The organism is Metabacillus niabensis (assembly GCF_020524345.1).
GTDB classification, from domain to species: Bacteria; Bacillota; Bacilli; order Bacillales; family Bacillaceae; genus Metabacillus; species Metabacillus niabensis_B.
Genome location: NZ_JAIVLH010000002.1, coordinates 192672 through 210495 on the forward strand (window position 1 = coordinate 192672; position 17824 = coordinate 210495).

Annotated in this window: 18 protein-coding genes; 4 read left to right on the forward strand and 14 right to left on the reverse strand. The window is 35.7% G+C overall.

Features of this window, described 5'->3' with window-relative positions:
- Positions 1-128: 128 nt before the first annotated feature.
- Positions 129-1748 (reverse strand): oligosaccharide flippase family protein, encoded by a 1620-nt coding sequence (locus LC095_RS03910; protein ID WP_226526914.1) that lies wholly within the window; start codon positions 1746-1748, stop codon positions 129-131.
- 204 nt (positions 1749-1952) lie between these two features.
- On the opposite strand from LC095_RS03910, the gene LC095_RS03915 reads away from it, so the two are divergent.
- Positions 1953-2165 (forward strand): hypothetical protein, encoded by a 213-nt coding sequence (locus LC095_RS03915; protein ID WP_226526915.1) that lies wholly within the window; start codon positions 1953-1955, stop codon positions 2163-2165.
- 37 nt (positions 2166-2202) lie between these two features.
- Here LC095_RS03915 and LC095_RS03920 read toward each other — a convergent pair whose 3' ends face one another.
- Both LC095_RS03920 and LC095_RS03925 read right to left on the reverse strand, forming a co-directional pair.
- Positions 2203-3195: an LLM class flavin-dependent oxidoreductase gene (locus LC095_RS03920; RefSeq protein WP_226527117.1), complete on the reverse strand. Its 993-nt coding sequence runs from the start codon at positions 3193-3195 to the stop codon at positions 2203-2205.
- Between the two features lie 156 nt (positions 3196-3351).
- Positions 3352-3726, reverse strand: a complete 375-nt coding sequence (locus tag LC095_RS03925) for a nucleotide excision repair endonuclease (protein ID WP_226526916.1) — start codon at positions 3724-3726, stop codon at positions 3352-3354.
- Positions 3727-3878: 152 nt separating this feature from the next.
- On the opposite strand from LC095_RS03925, the gene LC095_RS03930 reads away from it, so the two are divergent.
- Positions 3879-4172 carry a Dabb family protein gene (locus LC095_RS03930; RefSeq protein ID WP_226526917.1) on the forward strand — a complete coding sequence of 98 codons (294 nt, stop codon included), beginning with the start codon at positions 3879-3881 and terminating at the stop codon, positions 4170-4172.
- Positions 4173-4217: 45 nt separating this feature from the next.
- On the opposite strand, the gene LC095_RS03935 is transcribed toward LC095_RS03930, so the two are convergent.
- Positions 4218-5372 carry an alpha/beta hydrolase gene (locus LC095_RS03935; protein ID WP_226526918.1) on the reverse strand — a complete coding sequence of 385 codons (1155 nt, stop codon included), beginning with the start codon at positions 5370-5372 and terminating at the stop codon, positions 4218-4220.
- Positions 5373-5508: 136 nt separating this feature from the next.
- Complete coding sequence (locus LC095_RS03940; RefSeq protein ID WP_226526919.1) at positions 5509-8691, reverse strand: DEAD/DEAH box helicase; 3183 nt, start codon at positions 8689-8691, stop codon at positions 5509-5511.
- A 258-nt stretch (positions 8692-8949) separates the two neighbouring features.
- Here LC095_RS03940 and LC095_RS03945 point away from each other — a divergent pair, with 258 nt between their 5' ends.
- A complete protein-coding gene (locus LC095_RS03945; RefSeq protein ID WP_226526920.1) occupies positions 8950-9483 on the forward strand; it encodes an NUDIX domain-containing protein in 534 nt (177 codons plus the stop codon).
- Between the two features lie 40 nt (positions 9484-9523).
- Here LC095_RS03945 and LC095_RS03950 read toward each other — a convergent pair whose 3' ends face one another.
- From LC095_RS03950 to LC095_RS03975, 6 genes are all read right to left on the reverse strand, one after another.
- A complete protein-coding gene (locus tag LC095_RS03950) occupies positions 9524-9757 on the reverse strand; it encodes a hypothetical protein (protein WP_226526921.1) in 234 nt (77 codons plus the stop codon).
- Positions 9758-9825: 68 nt separating this feature from the next.
- A complete protein-coding gene (locus LC095_RS03955; RefSeq protein ID WP_226526922.1) occupies positions 9826-10821 on the reverse strand; it encodes an LLM class flavin-dependent oxidoreductase in 996 nt (331 codons plus the stop codon).
- A 12-nt stretch (positions 10822-10833) separates the two neighbouring features.
- Positions 10834-11118 (reverse strand): DUF3219 family protein, encoded by a 285-nt coding sequence (locus LC095_RS03960; protein WP_226526923.1) that lies wholly within the window; start codon positions 11116-11118, stop codon positions 10834-10836.
- Between the two features lie 190 nt (positions 11119-11308).
- Positions 11309-12634 (reverse strand): M48 family metallopeptidase, encoded by a 1326-nt coding sequence (locus LC095_RS03965; protein ID WP_226526924.1) that lies wholly within the window; start codon positions 12632-12634, stop codon positions 11309-11311.
- Positions 12635-12730: 96 nt separating this feature from the next.
- Positions 12731-13381 carry a 5,6-dimethylbenzimidazole synthase gene (bluB, locus tag LC095_RS03970; protein ID WP_226526925.1) on the reverse strand — a complete coding sequence of 217 codons (651 nt, stop codon included), beginning with the start codon at positions 13379-13381 and terminating at the stop codon, positions 12731-12733.
- 236 nt (positions 13382-13617) lie between these two features.
- Positions 13618-13758, reverse strand: coding sequence for a hypothetical protein (locus LC095_RS03975; RefSeq protein WP_226526926.1), 141 nt, complete (start codon positions 13756-13758; stop codon positions 13618-13620).
- 185 nt (positions 13759-13943) lie between these two features.
- Here LC095_RS03975 and LC095_RS03980 point away from each other — a divergent pair, with 185 nt between their 5' ends.
- Positions 13944-14129, forward strand: coding sequence for an alpha/beta-type small acid-soluble spore protein (locus LC095_RS03980; protein ID WP_026562562.1), 186 nt, complete (start codon positions 13944-13946; stop codon positions 14127-14129).
- Between the two features lie 136 nt (positions 14130-14265).
- On the opposite strand, the gene LC095_RS03985 is transcribed toward LC095_RS03980, so the two are convergent.
- The 3 genes from LC095_RS03985 to LC095_RS03995 all read right to left on the reverse strand — a co-directional run bounded on the left by LC095_RS03985 (position 14266) and on the right by LC095_RS03995 (position 17816).
- Positions 14266-16236 (reverse strand): TRAP transporter permease, encoded by a 1971-nt coding sequence (locus LC095_RS03985; protein ID WP_226526927.1) that lies wholly within the window; start codon positions 16234-16236, stop codon positions 14266-14268.
- Complete coding sequence (locus tag LC095_RS03990) at positions 16226-16738, reverse strand: DUF1850 domain-containing protein (protein ID WP_226526928.1); 513 nt, start codon at positions 16736-16738, stop codon at positions 16226-16228. The genes LC095_RS03985 and LC095_RS03990 overlap by 11 nt, the downstream gene beginning before the upstream one ends.
- 76 nt (positions 16739-16814) lie before the next feature.
- Positions 16815-17816, reverse strand: a complete 1002-nt coding sequence (locus LC095_RS03995; RefSeq protein WP_026562565.1) for a TAXI family TRAP transporter solute-binding subunit — start codon at positions 17814-17816, stop codon at positions 16815-16817.
- Positions 17817-17824 lie beyond the last annotated feature (8 nt).

Sequence of the window (17824 nt, forward strand, 5' to 3'; positions counted from 1 at the left end):
TTAATGATCTACTGCACATTTTCAACGATTATTTTGATTATGTGTGTAGATCATCTTTCTGCTTTTAGAGATAATTCTCAATCATAATAAATATTCTTCATACAGCCTCTGAATAAAACTCATCTTATTTACTCATTTTTATATTTTCTATATTTAGCTATTCCTAAATCATTTAAAAGATTGCTTTTCGCCGCCATCCCTAAGTACACAAGAGCCCCAGTCACAATACTTACAATAGAAACGATACATGCATTAATATATGTACTATGACTCTCAAGAAGCCAATTTTCTGTTAATAGTTTCAAAGATATCACAGCTATTGACATGATCGCAGAAAGAAAAATGATAGGCTTTAATGTTTTAATCAAAGTCTTGTAGTCAAAGCCAATGGTTTTCTGAATAAAATACACATTATACAAGACAGACAGGGTTAAACCACAATAAGTAGCTATAACAGGTCCCACCTCTTTAAAAATAGGGATAAAAATAATATTTAAAACTATTTTTACGATGACTCCAATCATTATTCCGATCATGACTTTCTTTTGTTTATTTAATCCCTGCATAATCGCTGTTGTAACAGTAAACAAAGCAAAAACGACAGATGCCATGGAATAAGATTGCATAATCTCTCCGCCTAGATCAGGACTATTTCTATTTCCGAAGATCATCAAAAAAATAGGTTTGCTAAGAATAGTTAATCCTATTGCTGCAGGTAAAATAAAAAACATGAGAGTTTGCAATGTGCGGGTAATCTTATGTTGGACCTCACCGATCTTTCCGTTAGTAAAAGATGATGTGATACCTGGTATTAATGACATGCCGAATGCTGTAGCTAATGATACTGGTACCATTATGAGAATTTGGGTTAAGCCAATAACTGAATTTATCTTCTCTGCTTCTAATAATGTATAGTCGATAAGTCGAAATAACTTGTTAATTGTGAATGTGTCTATGTTCTGGAAAATAGGAATAGTTAAGCCGGTAACAACAAATGGTATCGCATATCCAATTAACTCTTTAAACATGGAGATTACTGCTACATTCTCGTTCATTGAGCTTTCTTCCATTTGTTTTTTTATTAATTTTTTCCTTGATAAGATTATGACAATCAAGACAGCAAAACCTGCTACTCCACCAATAAAGGCTGCGAAGGTTGCTAATCCTACAGCATTTCTAATGGATTGATTTAGAATATGTATAGCAGTATATGCACCAGCCAAAATAAAGACAATACGGACAACCTGTTCTAGAACTGTACTAATAGCTGATGGACCCATGGATTGACTTCCTTGAAAATAACCCCTAAGTATGCTCATTGGAGGGATGATCAATAATGCAAAACTGACAAGGCGAATCACATACTCAACATCTTCAACAGTATTCCCTGATAAGCTGTCCGGATCTGATAATACCCTGGCTAAGCTAGGAGCAAGTGAATAAAGGATAGTAAAAGAGACAACACCACTTACCGTCATAAGCAGCATTCCATACCTCAATAGGGTGAGTCCTGCTTTATAATTCCCCTGCTCATTATATTTAGAAACAAATTTGGATACCGCTAAGGGTAAACCTATTGTAGATAAACTTAAAAAAATCGTATAAGGTTTATAAGCATACTGGTATAATGCATATCCATGTATCCCAACTAACGCAGTAAAGGGAATGATATAAATAAACCCTAATACCTTTGAAATAAGTGTTGCAGCAGTTAAGAAAAAAGTTCCTCTTAAAAATTTGTTTTCCACAAAAGCACCTCAAAACTTTGTCTATTATTCTGGAAATGTAACCTTATCTATATTAGCATGTTTTTTCATTGATTTAATGAATCCATTCAAACAATATCTGTGTCTTTTTTCACATCGTTTCATATCATATAACAATGTACTAACAAATGGAGATTAGTTCTAGAAATCCTTTTTTGACAAATTGATAAAAAGGAGAAATGAAAAGTGACAGTTGTTCATTTTGTGGAAGAAAATACGGTTTTGTTGTGTCAGTTATTAAATCATGTTCCTTCTGAGGATGATGCGGTAAAAATTAAAGGGCGTAAAGGGAAGGTTTTAAGCGTAAAGAATATTGAAAATCTTGTTCAAGTAAATGTGGTTCTTGAGAAAAAAGTTAAGAATCAGCCATTAGGTAATGATAAAAAGAAAAAACGGTAAAAGGTAAAATGCGGTGACAACATTTGTCCCGCATTTTTTAGAGAAATTGTTCTGCCAATAACCTATATGTTTGCAACTTTTCTTGAAAGTCATAGGTATTATTGATGATCATAAACTCTTCGGTCTTATAGTAATCACTTAATCGAATGATTTCCTCTCGAACTTTCTTAGGTGTACCTATTATCATTCTTCTCCTATTTTCCACGATTCTTTCATTATCCTTTTTAGTTAGTTTGACATTATTCGCTTCGTGAACAGGCAGAATATGTGTATCTATCCCTTTTTCTAAAAATAATAACCAAATGTCCTGACTTATGGCGATCTCCTCTGCCCTTTCCTGTGTAGGTGCACATATAACAAAGATACATACATTCGTCTTTGGAGTTTTCAGAGAAATTGACGGCTGAAAACTCTCCCGATATGTTTCCATTGCTTTCAATCCATTTTCCGGGTTGATGAAATGTCCGTATGTAAATGCAGTGCCCTTTTCTGCTGCTACTCTTGCTCCGCGGTGTGTGACGCCTAAAATCCAAACTGCAGGTGATCCATCACTAACAGGATAGGCTTTAACGTTATGATAAGGGTGAGAGTCAGGTATAGAGTCATCTAAGTATCCTTGTAGATCTGATATCTGCCTCGGGAATTCATTCATGCTTTTTCGTAGACTATCTGTTAATGCTAATCGGATTGCGGGAGACCCTCCTGGTGAGCGGCCAATTCCTAGATCAATACGGTTAGGATAAAGAGTTTCTAGTAGCTTAAAATTCTCAGCAACTTTAAATGGACTGTATTGTGGAAGAAGTACTCCGCCAGAACCAATACGGATAGTACTCGTATTTGCAGCAATATGTGAGATTAAAATCTCTGGTGATGTTCCTGCAATTCCGCTTGTATTATGATGTTCCGCTACCCAAAACCGTGTATATCCCAGATCTTCAGATAACTTTGCCAGTTCTAGAGTTTGATTAAAAGATATACTTGCTGTTTCCCCTTTTCTAATAACTGATTGGTCCAGAACACTTAGCTTAATGATATTCCCCTCTTTCTTCCTCTTTATTCTTAGCTTAGTCTAATATAAGACATTCAGTTTCTCAATTTTCCAGCTTGAGAAATTTTACTCATTTCATTGTTCCTAAACCGAAAAAAAGGACTATGCAACTATGCATAGTACCCGATTTTTTACTAATTAATGAAAGAACACTTTGTCTACATTGTATTTTGCTTGTAGTGTATTGATGATATATGTTTCATATATTTCACGTTCCATCGGATCTTCCACTATTGAAACATCAATGCGAAAAACTTCATCTCGATGATTTTTTAGTGGAGAAACGGTGTCTTCAAGATGTTTTTTTACACGTTGTCTTAGTTTTCTAGCTTTGCCGACAAATAGCAGCTCATCCTGTCTGTTGTAAAACAAGATGACTCCACCTTTATCTCTTGGGATTTCATGAAGGTCAATAAATCCTTGGATTGGTTTTATGACAGGTGTATTCTCTTGTTCTGGTTGCTTTCTTTTAATAATCGATACATCACTTTTTGGTATTTCTATGTTAATCAATTTGACACTTCCTTTATTAATAGTTCTAAGCTCATTTAACTATAGCGTTCCTTCTTCTTATACACAATCCTTTTTTAATTGAACATCTCTTCTGAATTATGCAATAATAAAAGGGAAAAGTAAAATAGTTGTACATATTAGGAGGAGTAGCAGTGGTTGAACATATAGTGATATTTAAATTTAACGAGACAACATCTGTTGAGCAACAAACAGAAGCGATTCAAAAGCTGAAAAATTTAAAACATGAAATCTCCGGAATTATCGATATTCAAGCAGGTTTAAACTTTTCAGATAGGAGCCAGGGATTCCAAGTAGGTCTTACAGTACGATTTGAAGATAAGCAGTCTCTTGAAGCATATGGTCCACATGAAAAACACCAGGAAGCTGTTTCTTATTTAAAAGAGATCGGTCTTTCTGATATTGTTGTCGTAGATTTTGAATTATAAGTGAAAAAGGATGATCAACATATAACTTGATCATCCTTTTTTATTTCACCAAGATGGCATTAAGGAAAAAGCCTGTTTTCCTATTAAAAAAGCTCCAATTGCATAGGCTTCTCCCCGATCTTGAAGTTTTTCTATCGTAGATTGCTCTTCATTGATAGTAAAGCTATAAGATTGATAGGTAGGTTGTTTCCCAAAAGCAGCATTTAAGTATGTTGCTGTTTCATCTAATGCTTGTTTTCCTCTATTCATAACCTCATATAATGAAATAAACCCGTGCATGACACCATTATATCGAGTCGCCGTAACTGGAATCTTGTAGTCAGCTAAACGTTTCCCATACGCTTCTCCCTCATCACGAAGTGGATCAAACTCAGCTGTTATGATGAACGCTGGAGGAAGGTTGCTAAGGTTGGCATCAAGTGGTGATGTATAGGGATTAGACCACATTTTTTCATCAGGGGTATAATTTTCTCTAGCTTTTTCCATAACACTTCTTGATATAAAATAATAACCGCTATCATAGGTTTGACGTGAAGGGAATGAAACATCTTGAAACGTAGTTAACGGATATAATAGTGCTTGAGCGATAATCTTTGGTCCGTTTCTATCCCGGGCCATCATCGTGACGACTGTCGCTAAATTTCCTCCGGCACTATCTCCTACTACAGCTAGTTTAGAAGAATCTCCATCAAATAGATCAGCATGTTCCTTTGTCCAGACCAGTGCTTTATAGCTATCCTCAGTTGCAGTTGGAAAAGGATATGTAGGTGCTAAGCGATATCCGACAGAAATAACAACACTATTTGTTTTAGAGGCTAATGTACGGACGATATTATCAAGTGTTTGAATGTTTCCATAGCCTTCTAAAAAAGCTCCGCCGTGATAATATAAAATGATAGGATGTGGACCGTCTGCTTTAGGTTGATAAATTCTGATCGGTATTTCCGCTCCGTCGGGCATTGGAATGGTCATATTTTTACGGTCAAAACGGGATTTACCAGAACCTGTAAAGATTTTAGGAACCTTCATACTGGATGTTACAATCCGTTGATCGACTGCATGTAATAAAACACCAGTTTTTACAGGAACCTTTCCTGCTTCTGTGTGACTCCAATATTCTACCGTTACAATAACGCCAATAATACTTAAAAGGATAATAATCATGCTTGAGAGAACGAATCTCTTTAGTTGTTTTAGCATATTGGTGCAGTATTTCGCGTCCCTCCTTCTAAAAAACGATGTTCATCTATTATTCTAGTATAATGGATGATAGGCAGGAATAAATACGCCAATTTTAGGAAGCATAGGGAAAAGCCTTCAATCTTTGATTGAAGGCTTATAGCATTAAAATTTCTCTTATATCTTCTTCTGTAAGAGTTGAGGAGGTCTCACTGTTGGATTCAATGATTTCTTCGACCAGATTTCTCTTCTTATCTTGGAGCTCATTCATCTTTTCTTCTATCGTACCTTTTGAAATAAGTTTTAACACGGTAACAGAATTTTTCTGACCAATACGATGGGCACGATCGGCTGCTTGCTCTTCTACTGCAGGGTTCCACCATGTATCATACAAGATAACGGTGTCCGCACCCATTAAGTTCAGACCGGTTCCTCCTGCTTTTAATGAAATAAGAAAGTAATCTCTTTCCCCTGTATTATATCGTTGGCAAATTTCTACCCGTTCCTCGGAGGGGGTTTGTCCATCAAGATAAAAATATGAAAGTCCTCTTATTGTGAGTTCTTTTCCTATAAGCTCTAACATTTTTGTAAACTGAGAAAAAATGAGCACCCTTTTTCCAGCATGTTTTGCTTCTTCAATGATTTGAAAGAGCTGTTCAAATTTTGCTGAGCTGCCCTTATATCCGTCAACAAAGAGTTTTGGATGACAACAAATTTGCCGTAATCGCGTGATCCCTGCTAAAATTCGAATTCGGTTTTTTCGGATTGTATCTTTATCTAAATGTTTAAGTGTGTCATGTCTAAGCTTTGCCAAATATGCTGCATACAGCTTCTTTTGTTCCTGAAGTAGCTCGACAGTATCTGTTTCTTCGTATTTTTTCGGAAATTCGTGTAAAACTTCTTCTTTTATTCGTCTTAATAAAAATGGCCGAATTCTGCGTGAAATCGTCTTATTTGTAAGCTGACTGTATTCCTTTAACCCTAAAAACAGCTGTGGAAACACAACATGAAAAATGGCCCAAAGCTCTTCTGCCGAATTTTCAACTGGAGTACCCGTAAGAGCAAAACGGTAGTTTGCTTTTATTTTTTTTACAGCTCGTGCTGTTTGGGTTAAAGGGTTTTTAAATGCTTGTGCTTCATCATAAAATACGGAATGGAAATCATGTTTCTCATACCACTTAATGTCCTTACGTAATAAAGGATACGACGTAATGACAACATCTATGTTCGATATATCCTTTTGAAGGGATTCCCGTTCTGCTCTACTGCCATCTAACACGATAGCCTGTACTTCCGGTGCAAAAGTTAGAAGTTCACTTAGCCAATTATAGGTGAGTGACGATGGGCATAGAATGAGAACTGGATTTTTTGTCTCACGAATAGATGAAAGCTCTGACACAATAAACGCGATGCTCTGGACAGTTTTCCCTAATCCCATGTCATCGGCTAATATTCCTCCAAATCCATAATGGGCAAGGGTTTTCATCCATTTGTATCCTGTTTTTTGATAGTCCTTAAGAATTGAGTCCAAACGCTCAGGTATTGGAAATTCAAGGCTTCCAGGTTCCCGAACTGTTTGAAGAAACTCTCTAAAAGAGGCTTCTAATTGAAATGATTCACTGCTGTCAACATAATCAAGAAGCTGAATACATTTCTCGAACGGTATATCCAATCCATCAGATAAACGTTGATTTTGGAGAAAAGGAGATTGGAGAAACCGTTGTATTTCCTGAAACTCTTTTGATTCTAAAGAAAGCAATGAGCCGTTTTTTAATCGATAATATTTCCGTTTCTCTTCAAGGGCTTCTAATATTTCCTTGATTTGTTTATCTACAAATCCTTCTATTTCAAACTTGAATTCTAACCAATTTATCCGTTCCTTTTTCATTTTTATACGTATTTGCGGTTTCACATTTTCCTTAAAGAGACGAGAGCGTACCGCTGTTGTAGTATAGATTTGTGTCAACTTCTGAAGCTTCGGCACAAGATAGTGTAAAAATTCATATTCTAGTTCTTCATTTTGTAGATAGTAGCCTTCATCGGTTTGAGAAAACATAGCCTCTTCCATCAACCTTAAAATTTCATTTTCTTTTTCCAGATCTCTTATGAGCAATGTATTCGTTGGTGGTTCACGGGATTCAAGAGGATTAAGAATGATATGATCATACTGAAATTCAAGGCTTGCCAATAACCGATTTTTAATTCGATCTACATACAGTTTTGCGACTAATGGTGTTTTTATCATCAAATTTGTCATTTCAGTTGTAAATGATACGTTTCCAAGTCTACGGAGACCTGGTACCACCTTTTCAAGAAAAGTCGTTATTTGATTTTGAGGAATCATGAGTCGATTAGTCCCAGAGGATTTGAGCATCTGTTGCATTTCAAATAATCGTATTGAATCTTCATTCTCTAGAAAAGTAACCGTATTTTCATACAAAATACATTGATATGGTTGTAGGACTACCATTTTTTCCAAACCGTTAATCAAAAGTTCATAGCTGTTATGGTGAGTATTACCCAAACTAAAATTAATAGGGAGTAAATCCTTTGACTGAATAATCCTTAGGTAACGTTTTTTCTTATTTTCAATCTTCACGAGCGGTGCTTGTAAGAGAAAAGGAAATAGTTTTCCAAATGAAGTCGGTGGAATTAATATAAGTTGTGATTGTGTTAATCTATGTTCATTATAGATTTTCTCGTCATGTGCAACTTGAATCAGTTGTTGTAAAATCACATCATCTTCTTTCAGAAAGCAATGCTTGTCATGATAAAAAGTAAAAGAAGAAAGCTGGATAGCGTCTCCTTGCTTTAATTTTTCTAAGAAGGTACGGATATTTCGAATTTTATGATTCTGAATACTTATCTCTATTCCAAGTAGGTAATGTCCGTCTTCTCCTTTAATTGGCCTACAAACAAATTCTGTTTCCAACACTTCACGATTTTCAAAGTGATCTTGATGTCTGCTTGCTCTGAATTGAGAACTATTAAATAAGCCAAACAATCCTTCTGTCAATTGTTCGGTTGACGAGGCAGAATTTTCTAGCATTGTTCCTTTCCTTTGCTGCTCATAGATTGATAACAAAACAGCAGCAATATGCTGACAATCTTTATCAAACGAAGCTAGTTTTGGACAAGTGCACTCTGCTTTAAATTCTCCTTTTCCCGCATGTTTTATTGTAACGTGGAAATCTTCTGTGCCAGTGACTGTTGCATTATATTGATGGTTTTGATAAGAGTCAAAGACTACTTTATTTGCATGGTAAAAAGCACTTCCCCTTTTAAAGGATGTTATGCCACACACTTCTTTTATGATTTGATGATTTAGTTTAATATTCAATGTCTGGCCTCCTTTGAAGCGGATTAACTATTTTAAGATAAATGTCAACATACAGTTTACCATGAATTTATTCATGATAGGTAATAGGAATATACCAAGAACATTTCCTGGGCAAGCGCAAAAAATGATATTTCTCTTCTTGATTCGCTGTAATTCTCCCTCATTTTTCAGCAAAAAGAGGGAATGGTGTACGACCTGGAGAATATATGAAAAGAATTTATAAAAATAAGGATGATGAATTTGTCAGTAAACTTTTGTATGAAATGTGGTTCAGAAATGGGTTTTCGAGAAATCGATGGTGTAGAAAGAAAAGCATGCTCCAGTTGTGAGTTCGTTCATTGGGGTGATTATAGTATTGGTGTAGGAGGGTTAGTAATTAGAGAAAACAAAATTCTCCTTGTGAAACGTGCTCATGATCCTGGTAGAGGATATTGGACTAATCCTGGCGGATATATTGAACAATTTGAAAACATTGTAGAAACAATCCAAAGAGAGGTCAAAGAAGAAGCTGGAATAACAGCGAGAGTAAATCGAATTGTTGCACTTCGTGATCTTCCACGCCAAATTCATAATGTTTATATTGCTTTTACAATGGATTATATAAATGGTGACCCGGTTCCTGATGGAATTGAGTCAGATGAAGCAGGTTTTTACAGCCTAGAAGAAATTGAACAAATGAATGTTGCTCCATTTACGAGGTGGCTAGTAAAAATAGCTTTTGAAAGTGCAGAGAATGGTCTACAAAAAGATGAAATAACAGTACTGAAAGACTCTTTACTTTTTTCCATATAAAGATAGGCCTCAACAAGGAGGTAACATCATCTTGTTGAGGTTATTCGTTTATCTTCTTCTTCACTTCATCCCGAATGAGTTCAATCAATTCATCTGAAAGATTTGCAGGGAGTGAGGTATTGTTTTCGAATACCCATTTATTTAAAATTTCGAGATCTGTTTTTTTAAACGTAATACTGTAATCTTTATTCTTATGAGTGAAATCAGTTGTCACTGATTCTTCTGCATATAATCCATCATCTATGATCATATGTGTAATATCATATTCCTTCATTATGCCATCTCCTTATCTATACACTCTTCTCTACTATAGAATGAGCGATAAAAGATGGATTATACATGTTACATAAATGCTTCTGCAATTAGCCGATAAGATGTGAGACGATCTTCCGGCGAATGTGTGATTGTGACAAGCATGATTTCATTGGCTTGATAAGTAGCTTGAATATCGATTAACTTCTGTTTTACCTCTAACGGGTTACCAATAATCATTTTTTGTTTTATCTTTTCAATTTTTTGCTTTTCTTCTTCGGAATATGGATATTCTATTGCCTCTTGAATAGAAGGAATACCTTGTGTTCCTTCACCTTTCTCTTTCTGAATAGACCATAATAGTGAACTTAACGCAATTTCTTCAGCCTTCTCATTCGTTTCCGCACATATCGCTGAAACCGTCAGAATTACGTTGGGATGGTTTTCTATTCGTTTTGGTTTGAAATGATCAAGATATAGTTTAATAATATCTTCACCGTCATTATCACTCATAAACTGCCCAAATGCATAGCTTAAGCCTGTTTTTGCAGCTAATAAGGCACTTTTTTTACTTGTCCCCAGGAGCCAAGGTACAGGAGCTGTGTCAGGAAGTGGAGCTGCTTGAACTCTGGCATATTCATGTTCTGATGGAAAGTCGTTATAAATAAAATGAAGTAACTCCATAATAGATTTTGGTAAATCCCACACTTGCTGAAGAAATTGGTCTGATAACGCATTTGTTGCTTCTGCGGATCCCCCCGGTGCACGTCCGAACCCTATATCAATTCGATCGGGGAATAAGGTAGCTAGCAAGTTAAATGTCTCTGCTACCTTATAAGGTCTGTAATATGGTAATAAAACAGCTCCCGAACCAATACGAATTGTTTTTGTATTTGCTCCAATATAAGCTAACATTACTTCAGGTGATGAGCATGCCAGTCCTGTTATATCATGATGTTCTGCAATCCAAAAACGAGTATACCCTAGACGCTCACCTGCTTGAGCTAATTGTAATGATTCCAGTAACGCGTCACGAGGTGTCTGGTTTGAAGATATGGGTGCCTGATCTAATATACTTAACCTCATATTATCGCCTCTCTATTTTGACTGTTCAATGATTTGAAGAGAAAATTTTGATACTTGGTTTTCTTTATATAAATTTGTTAGGGAAGTGGAATAGTTATTTATAACACCGTGAAAGGTAATATTTCTTTCAGGTATTTTTACATCAAACGTATTTTTGTATAATAAAGTCGTGATGTCATGATAATCGTCACTAGTAACAAGGAATTCTACAGATAGTTGAATAAGATTATTAACTGATTTTTCTTCGTATTTGGTAATAGAAATAGGTGTATCATTTAAATAGACTTCATTTACCATTAAGTAAACCTCCTATTGTTTATTATATGTATATACGATCATATAATAATTTTCTTCTTATGAAAAATAAATTGACTCAAGTTGATGGATCATGTCATTAAACCATCCCGAAAAAAGATTATATAAAAAGGATGAACTTGATTATGTTCATCCTTTTTACTATATTTATTCAAGATATAACTGTAGCTTGTTAGAACATACTAGGATCATTTACATACGATTCAAGTAACTGAATAAATTCCTGATTATCATAATCATTTGCATAGTCCATTGCTGACAAGCCATCTGTATCTTGTAATGTTGGATCAGCCCCAGATTCGAGCAGTAATTTTCCTGATTCAAGATCACCCGCAACAACGGCTGACATTAACGGCGTCCATCCGTAATCATCTTGATGATTCGGATCTGCACCATATTCAAGAAGCATTGGAACAAAATCCAGTTTTTCATTCATAATGGCAATCATCAGTGCACTTTCGCCAAATTCATTAATCGTATTAGGATCTGCCCCATCCTCTAATAATTGTTCACCTGTTTCCTGATCATCATCAACAATTGATTGCATTAAAGGTTCGTCCTCATAACTATATTCATCTTCGTAGCTATATGGATCTGCAAATCCACTTAAGAAATCAAGCTTGGAGATTATGAATGCAGTTCCTACGGTTAATCCAATAAATAACCCTGGCAACAGGAAGAAAACCAGGATAATGATAAACACAACTTGTTTTGTTTTACTTACTAATGTTACTGATGGTTGGTTATCATCATTCATAAATGTTTCAATTTCGTGTATTCTTTTTGGAATTGGCGGATGAGTTGACAATAATTCTGTGAGAGTTGCAAAAAAACCTTTTTTCTCATTATATTGCTCTAAAAATTCATTTAAATTGACTTTGTTATATAATCGTCTCCCTGCTGCTAATATTAATAATCCATTGATTGCATTTTGAGGTTTTTCTGTATAATAAGCGGCCATTCGATCACAAGTATATTCAGCCATTCGCAGATAACTAGTCCCCAAGAATGGAATCCACATAGCTAACGATACAAAGATACTTTTTGTAATGTGATTTCGTTTTAAATGAGCAAGTTCGTGAGCAATAATATAATCAATATCAAAATCCGGGGATTCATCAGCGATATCAACAAAATCTGAATATAAAACAACCATATTTTTTCCCGAGATCGCTAGTACTTTTGTCGCAAACGCATTTAATAAACCACCAGATTCAAGAATATAAACCTCTGGAATATTTTTTAATTCCATTTTTGTTGAAAGCTGTACAACTTTTTCATATAAATCCGGAAACTGTGTTTCACGAAGTCGAACACCATTTAACTGAATATGTGACATTGAAATAACGTGTGAAAAAAGCGAAAGAAGAGCAAATGCTAAAAAAATAAAAACACCAACAATAGATATTAGTAAATATAAAGCAGCTAAACACGTCGTGATCACACAGATAATAAAAAGGGTTTCCTCATGCTTATGTACTAATTGATTTTCTTTCATGTAAAAAATGACTCCTTTATAACAATAATTTCTGTTTATTTTCTCTAAAAAAGATACACATAAAAAATGACAAGACATGTGTATCATATGGTATGTTTACTTCTCTGGTCCCTCCCATTTATTTTTAGAGATTAAGTTTTGTAAATCCTTTCTTTTTTCCCATTTTGCCGATTCTAAGATCGGTGCCTTTGGATAAACATCTGTATAACCCAATGAAATGAGAGCAACCGGATCGATATGTGGAGGTATTTCTAAAATTTCACGGATATCAGCCTTTTTATAAAAACTAACCCAGCCCATTGCTATGCCTTCTACACATGAAGCTAACCACATATTTTGAATTGCACAAGCTGTTGACATCATATCAGTTTCCGGAATTGAATTTCTCCCAAGCACATGGGCTCCTCCTCTGGTTGGATCACATGTAACACAGACCGTAATTGGAGCTTCCTTAATTCCTTCAATTTTTAATTTAAGAAATGATGATGCCCTTTCGTCCCCTTCATAGTGAATAGCAAGTGCTCTTCTTTCTTTATCAGCAGCCCAAGCTAGCTTTTCTTTCAATTCGTTGGAATCATTTAAAATAAAATTCCAAGGCTGCATAAATCCTACTGATGGTGCTTGATGTGCTGCTTTCAATATTCGCTCTACAGCATCTGCAGGTACCGGTTTATTATTAAAACTCCGCACATCTCTTCTTGTTGCAATTACTTTGTATAATGCATCTTTCTCTTCTTGGGAAAACATGTTCAATACACCTCAAATCAGATGAATTTAAAACTAACAAGCTAGGTCACTCTTAATCTAGTATACGTGCGTTTATACAAAAGTAGACAAAATGAAAAATGAAAATCCGCCCAGTATAACTGAGCGGGGAAATTTTTTTAATCACAGAGAAATTTAACTCAATAGATATCATCATATAAGAATAGATAGGAAATATCAACATAATTTTGGATAATTTTACAAAATAAATATAATGTTTATTCTTCCCCTTTTTCATCATAAGCAATTAAAACGATGTTCTCATTTGTTTCATTACGAAGTTCGGTTTCTAGTGTAAGGATTTTTTGTAGTTGATCAGAATCTAAATGTGCAACCGGAAATTTTTCAAACATATTCATCGACCGTTTTCCTCCTTTATAACAGTACGCAATTAATGCCTTTACATCTATGTTTCCCTCTTATGAAAAAGGATATACGGAGATCTGAAAGCAGAATGATATTATTTAGCATTTTGGGCAAAATAAATTTGAGCATCTCATATCAGTGCTTAAAGTTCCTAAACCATTCAAAGGGGTGTTGTACAATGGCAAGAAATAAATTGGTCGTGCCTGGTGCAGAAAATGCTCTGAATTCCATGAAAGAGGAAATAGCGAATGAATTTGGGGTACAACTTGGAGCTGATACAACTGCTCGTGCAAATGGTTCAGTTGGTGGAGAAATGACAAAGCGTTTAGTCGCTATGGCTGAAAATCAACTTCGAAACCAATAATGTGATGTACCTTTAGGGACCTGGAATCATCTGGGTCCCTTTTTCACATAATTCTAAACACAACCAGCTTCATTATTCATAATTAATAAAGTAAAAAAACCTGAATCCACTAACTGTGAATTCAGGTTATGCTTGCTTAATTTGACATTTTTAATGTATTCTCTTTATCTCGTTTCCAAAAAATTTGTAACGCAAGTAATGTAACGAAGGTAATGATTCCGGTTATATCGGAGATTCCTTCCGGATAGATTAACAGCAATCCTGTAATGATCGCGATAATTCGTTCCGCCCAGTGTAACTTTCTAAACCAATACCCGATGATACCTGCACCAATCGCAATCATTCCTGAGAATGCTGTGATGATGACCCAGACTAACTCAAACCAAGTTGTGTCGATCATGAGTAACTGTGGAGAAAGGACAAAGATATACGGGATTATGAAAGCAGCTATGGCTAGTTTTGCAGAATTCACTCCCGTACGTAATGGTTCTCCTCCTGCCACACCTGCGGCTGCGAATGCTGCTAATGCTACAGGTGGTGTAATATCAGCAATGATTCCAAAATAGAACACGAATAAGTGAGCTGATAAATCAGGAACACCTAATAAAATAATAGCTGGTGCAGCAATTGTTGATGTAATAACATAGTTTGCTGTTGTCGGTGATCCCATTCCTAAAACTAATGCTGCCAACATTGTAAGCATTAATGTAGGGATTAAATATCCTCCGGCAAGATCGATTAATCCATTAGCCATTTTTAAACCAAGTCCAGTTTTCGTTACAATACCTACAATGATACCTGCTGCGGCTGTTGCAGCAGCAACTCCTAATGCTGAACGGGCACCATCAACAAGAGCTAATACAAATTCCTTAGGTCCCATTCTTGTTTCTTTATTAATTAGTCCAACAATAATCGCAATTAAAATGGAATAAAGTGCTGCATGTGTAACGATCACACCTGACATTAATAAAACAATAACGGCAATAATAGGTAGTAATAAGTAAATTTTCTTAATTACTTCTTTCCGATCAGGCATTTCTTCTTTCGTTAAACCACGTAAGCCAATTCTTTTTGCTTCAAAATGTGTCATGATCCATATACCCGCAAAATAAAGAACTGCAGGTATGGCAGCAGCTTTGGCAATCTCCCAATACGTGATGCCTCCACCAATAAACTCTACCATCAGGAATGCAGCAGCACCCATGATTGGCGGCATTAGCTGTCCACCTGTTGAAGCTGCTGCTTCTACTGCTCCGGCAAACTCTTTCTTATATCCAAGTTTCTTCATCATCGGTATTGTAAAAGATCCTGATGTAACAACATTTGCGACAGAGCTTCCACTAATTGTACCTTGAAGTGCACTGGAGAAAATAGCTACTTTTGCAGGTCCCCCAATTCTACGACCCGCAATCGAAACTGCTAAATCATTAAAATATTGACCCACTCCTGTTTTAACAAGGAATGCACCAAATAAAAGGAATAAGAAAATGAAAGTTGAAGATACAGCAAGTGGTGTACCTAAGATACCCTCAGTTGTAAAGAACATTGTTTGAACAAGTCGCTCTAAGGATAATCCCCTATGCGCCAGGAACCCCGGCATAAACTGACCGTACAATCCATATAACAAGAATAGAACGGCAATAATCGTAATAGGAAGACCGACTGCTCTTCTTGTTGCTTCAAGAACCAACAATATTGCAATAATCCCAATAACAAAATCCATTGTTGATAAACGTCCAACACTCATAACCAAGTCATTAAAAAATAATGGCCAGTAAGCTCCAACGGCAACACTTAATAAAGCCAATATCCCGTCGTACCATGCAATCTGAAGTTTCCCCTTTTGAAGTTTCTTCCGATTAGCAGGAAATAGTAAAAAGATTAAGGATAAGGCAAAGCCTAAGTGAACAGTTCTTTGTATTTGTGCTGTAAATACACCAAAAATGGCCGTGTACAGCTGGAATAGGGAGAATGCTAATAAACCTAAAAATGCTATCCAACCAATAATTCCAGTAAGCTTTCTTGTTCCAGCCTCAGGATCATATTTCTCTAAAAGTGCCTGTTGCTCTTCTTCGGTTAAAGTCTTTATTTCTTCTTTATTGCTCACTGATGTTCACTCCTTTCAATTGCTCCCAATATGAAATTTTTTGTGGTGATATTCTTATCCAGGTTCCTGGTTTTATAAAATTAGATAATGTATATGTGTGGTCCTTATAAATCATTCGATGATCCGCTCTCACTTGTCCGAGTCTTAAATCAATATATGGAAAATGACGATTCATATTTGTAATATAGTATGTACCATTTTTTACCTCAAATACCTCGTCACCTTCAGCATTAGAAGGCATTCCAACCGCAAAATCTTTGTAAGAAAGCTCTTTTAGCGTAATCTCTTTTTCAGAGGCGGAATATGTTTCAACAACATCTGAGAGGTGAATGGAATGGGTGTATTTAATTCGAAAGGTATCTTCATTTTTTATAGGTAAAAAAGCGAGAATTTCGTCTTTATCTTCATAGGTAAAGGCAATAATTGATTTATAAGGAAAGAAAATTAAAAATGCGATAAGCGATAGTAGAGGTATGATCATTAATACTAATTTTAGTTTCATAATACCCATCCCTTACATACATAAAACATATGAAATCGATAGACCGCTCATGCGATCTATCGACATGTAAAAGCTTTTATTTTGAAATGCCTTTTTCTTCAAAATATTTGGCTGCTCCAGGATGTAGCTCCATTTCACCTAAACCTTCTAGTGCTGTTTCAGCTTTAATAAGCTCTCCTTTTGCATGAGTGATTTGGTCAGTGTTTTCAAACATTGCTTTTGTCATCTCATAAACCAAATTCTCGTCAAGATCTTTAGAAGCGACTAACATTGCTTTAACAGCAACCGTCTTCACTTCAGAATCAATCTTGTATGTTCCACTTGGTACTGTATCTTCTGAGTAATATGGATATTTTTCCACTAACTCAGCAATTTTATCATCTGCGAGCGGAACAATTACAACATCTGCTTGTGCAGACAATGCTTCAACTGCACCTGTAGGAGTACCGGCTGTAACGAATGCTGCATCAATATTACCTGATTGGATTCCATCGGTAGACTCATCAAACGATAAGTTTTGAGCTTTAATATCATCAGTTGTTAGACCGTGGATTTCAAGAATTTGCATCGCATTGATGTAAACACCTGATCCAGGAGCACCGATTGATACTGATTTTCCTTTTAAATCCTCAACTGATTTTATGCCGCTATCTGCAGTTGTAACAAGTTGAATTGTTTCAGGGTAAAGAGATGCAATTGCTTGGATGTTATCGATAGCAGCGCCATCAAACATTTCTTTTCCTTCAATAGCATAAGAAGCAATGTCTGTTTGAGAGAAAGCAATTTCAGCTTCACCATTTCTCAAAGTTTCCATGTTCTCTGCAGAAGCACCTGATGTTTGAGGTGTAATATTTGCATCTGTGTTATCAGAAATAATATTTCCGATTTGTCCACCAAGTGGATAATATGTACCACCAGTACCACCAGTTAATAGGCTAAGGTTTTGTTTCCCGCCATCAGTGCCGCCTTCTTCACCAGCACCGCTTGTCCCACCTTCATTACCACCGCCACAAGCAGTAATAATCATTGCAAGTGTAAGAACCATGATGAATAAAAAACTACTACGAAGTTTTTTCAAAGTGTAGC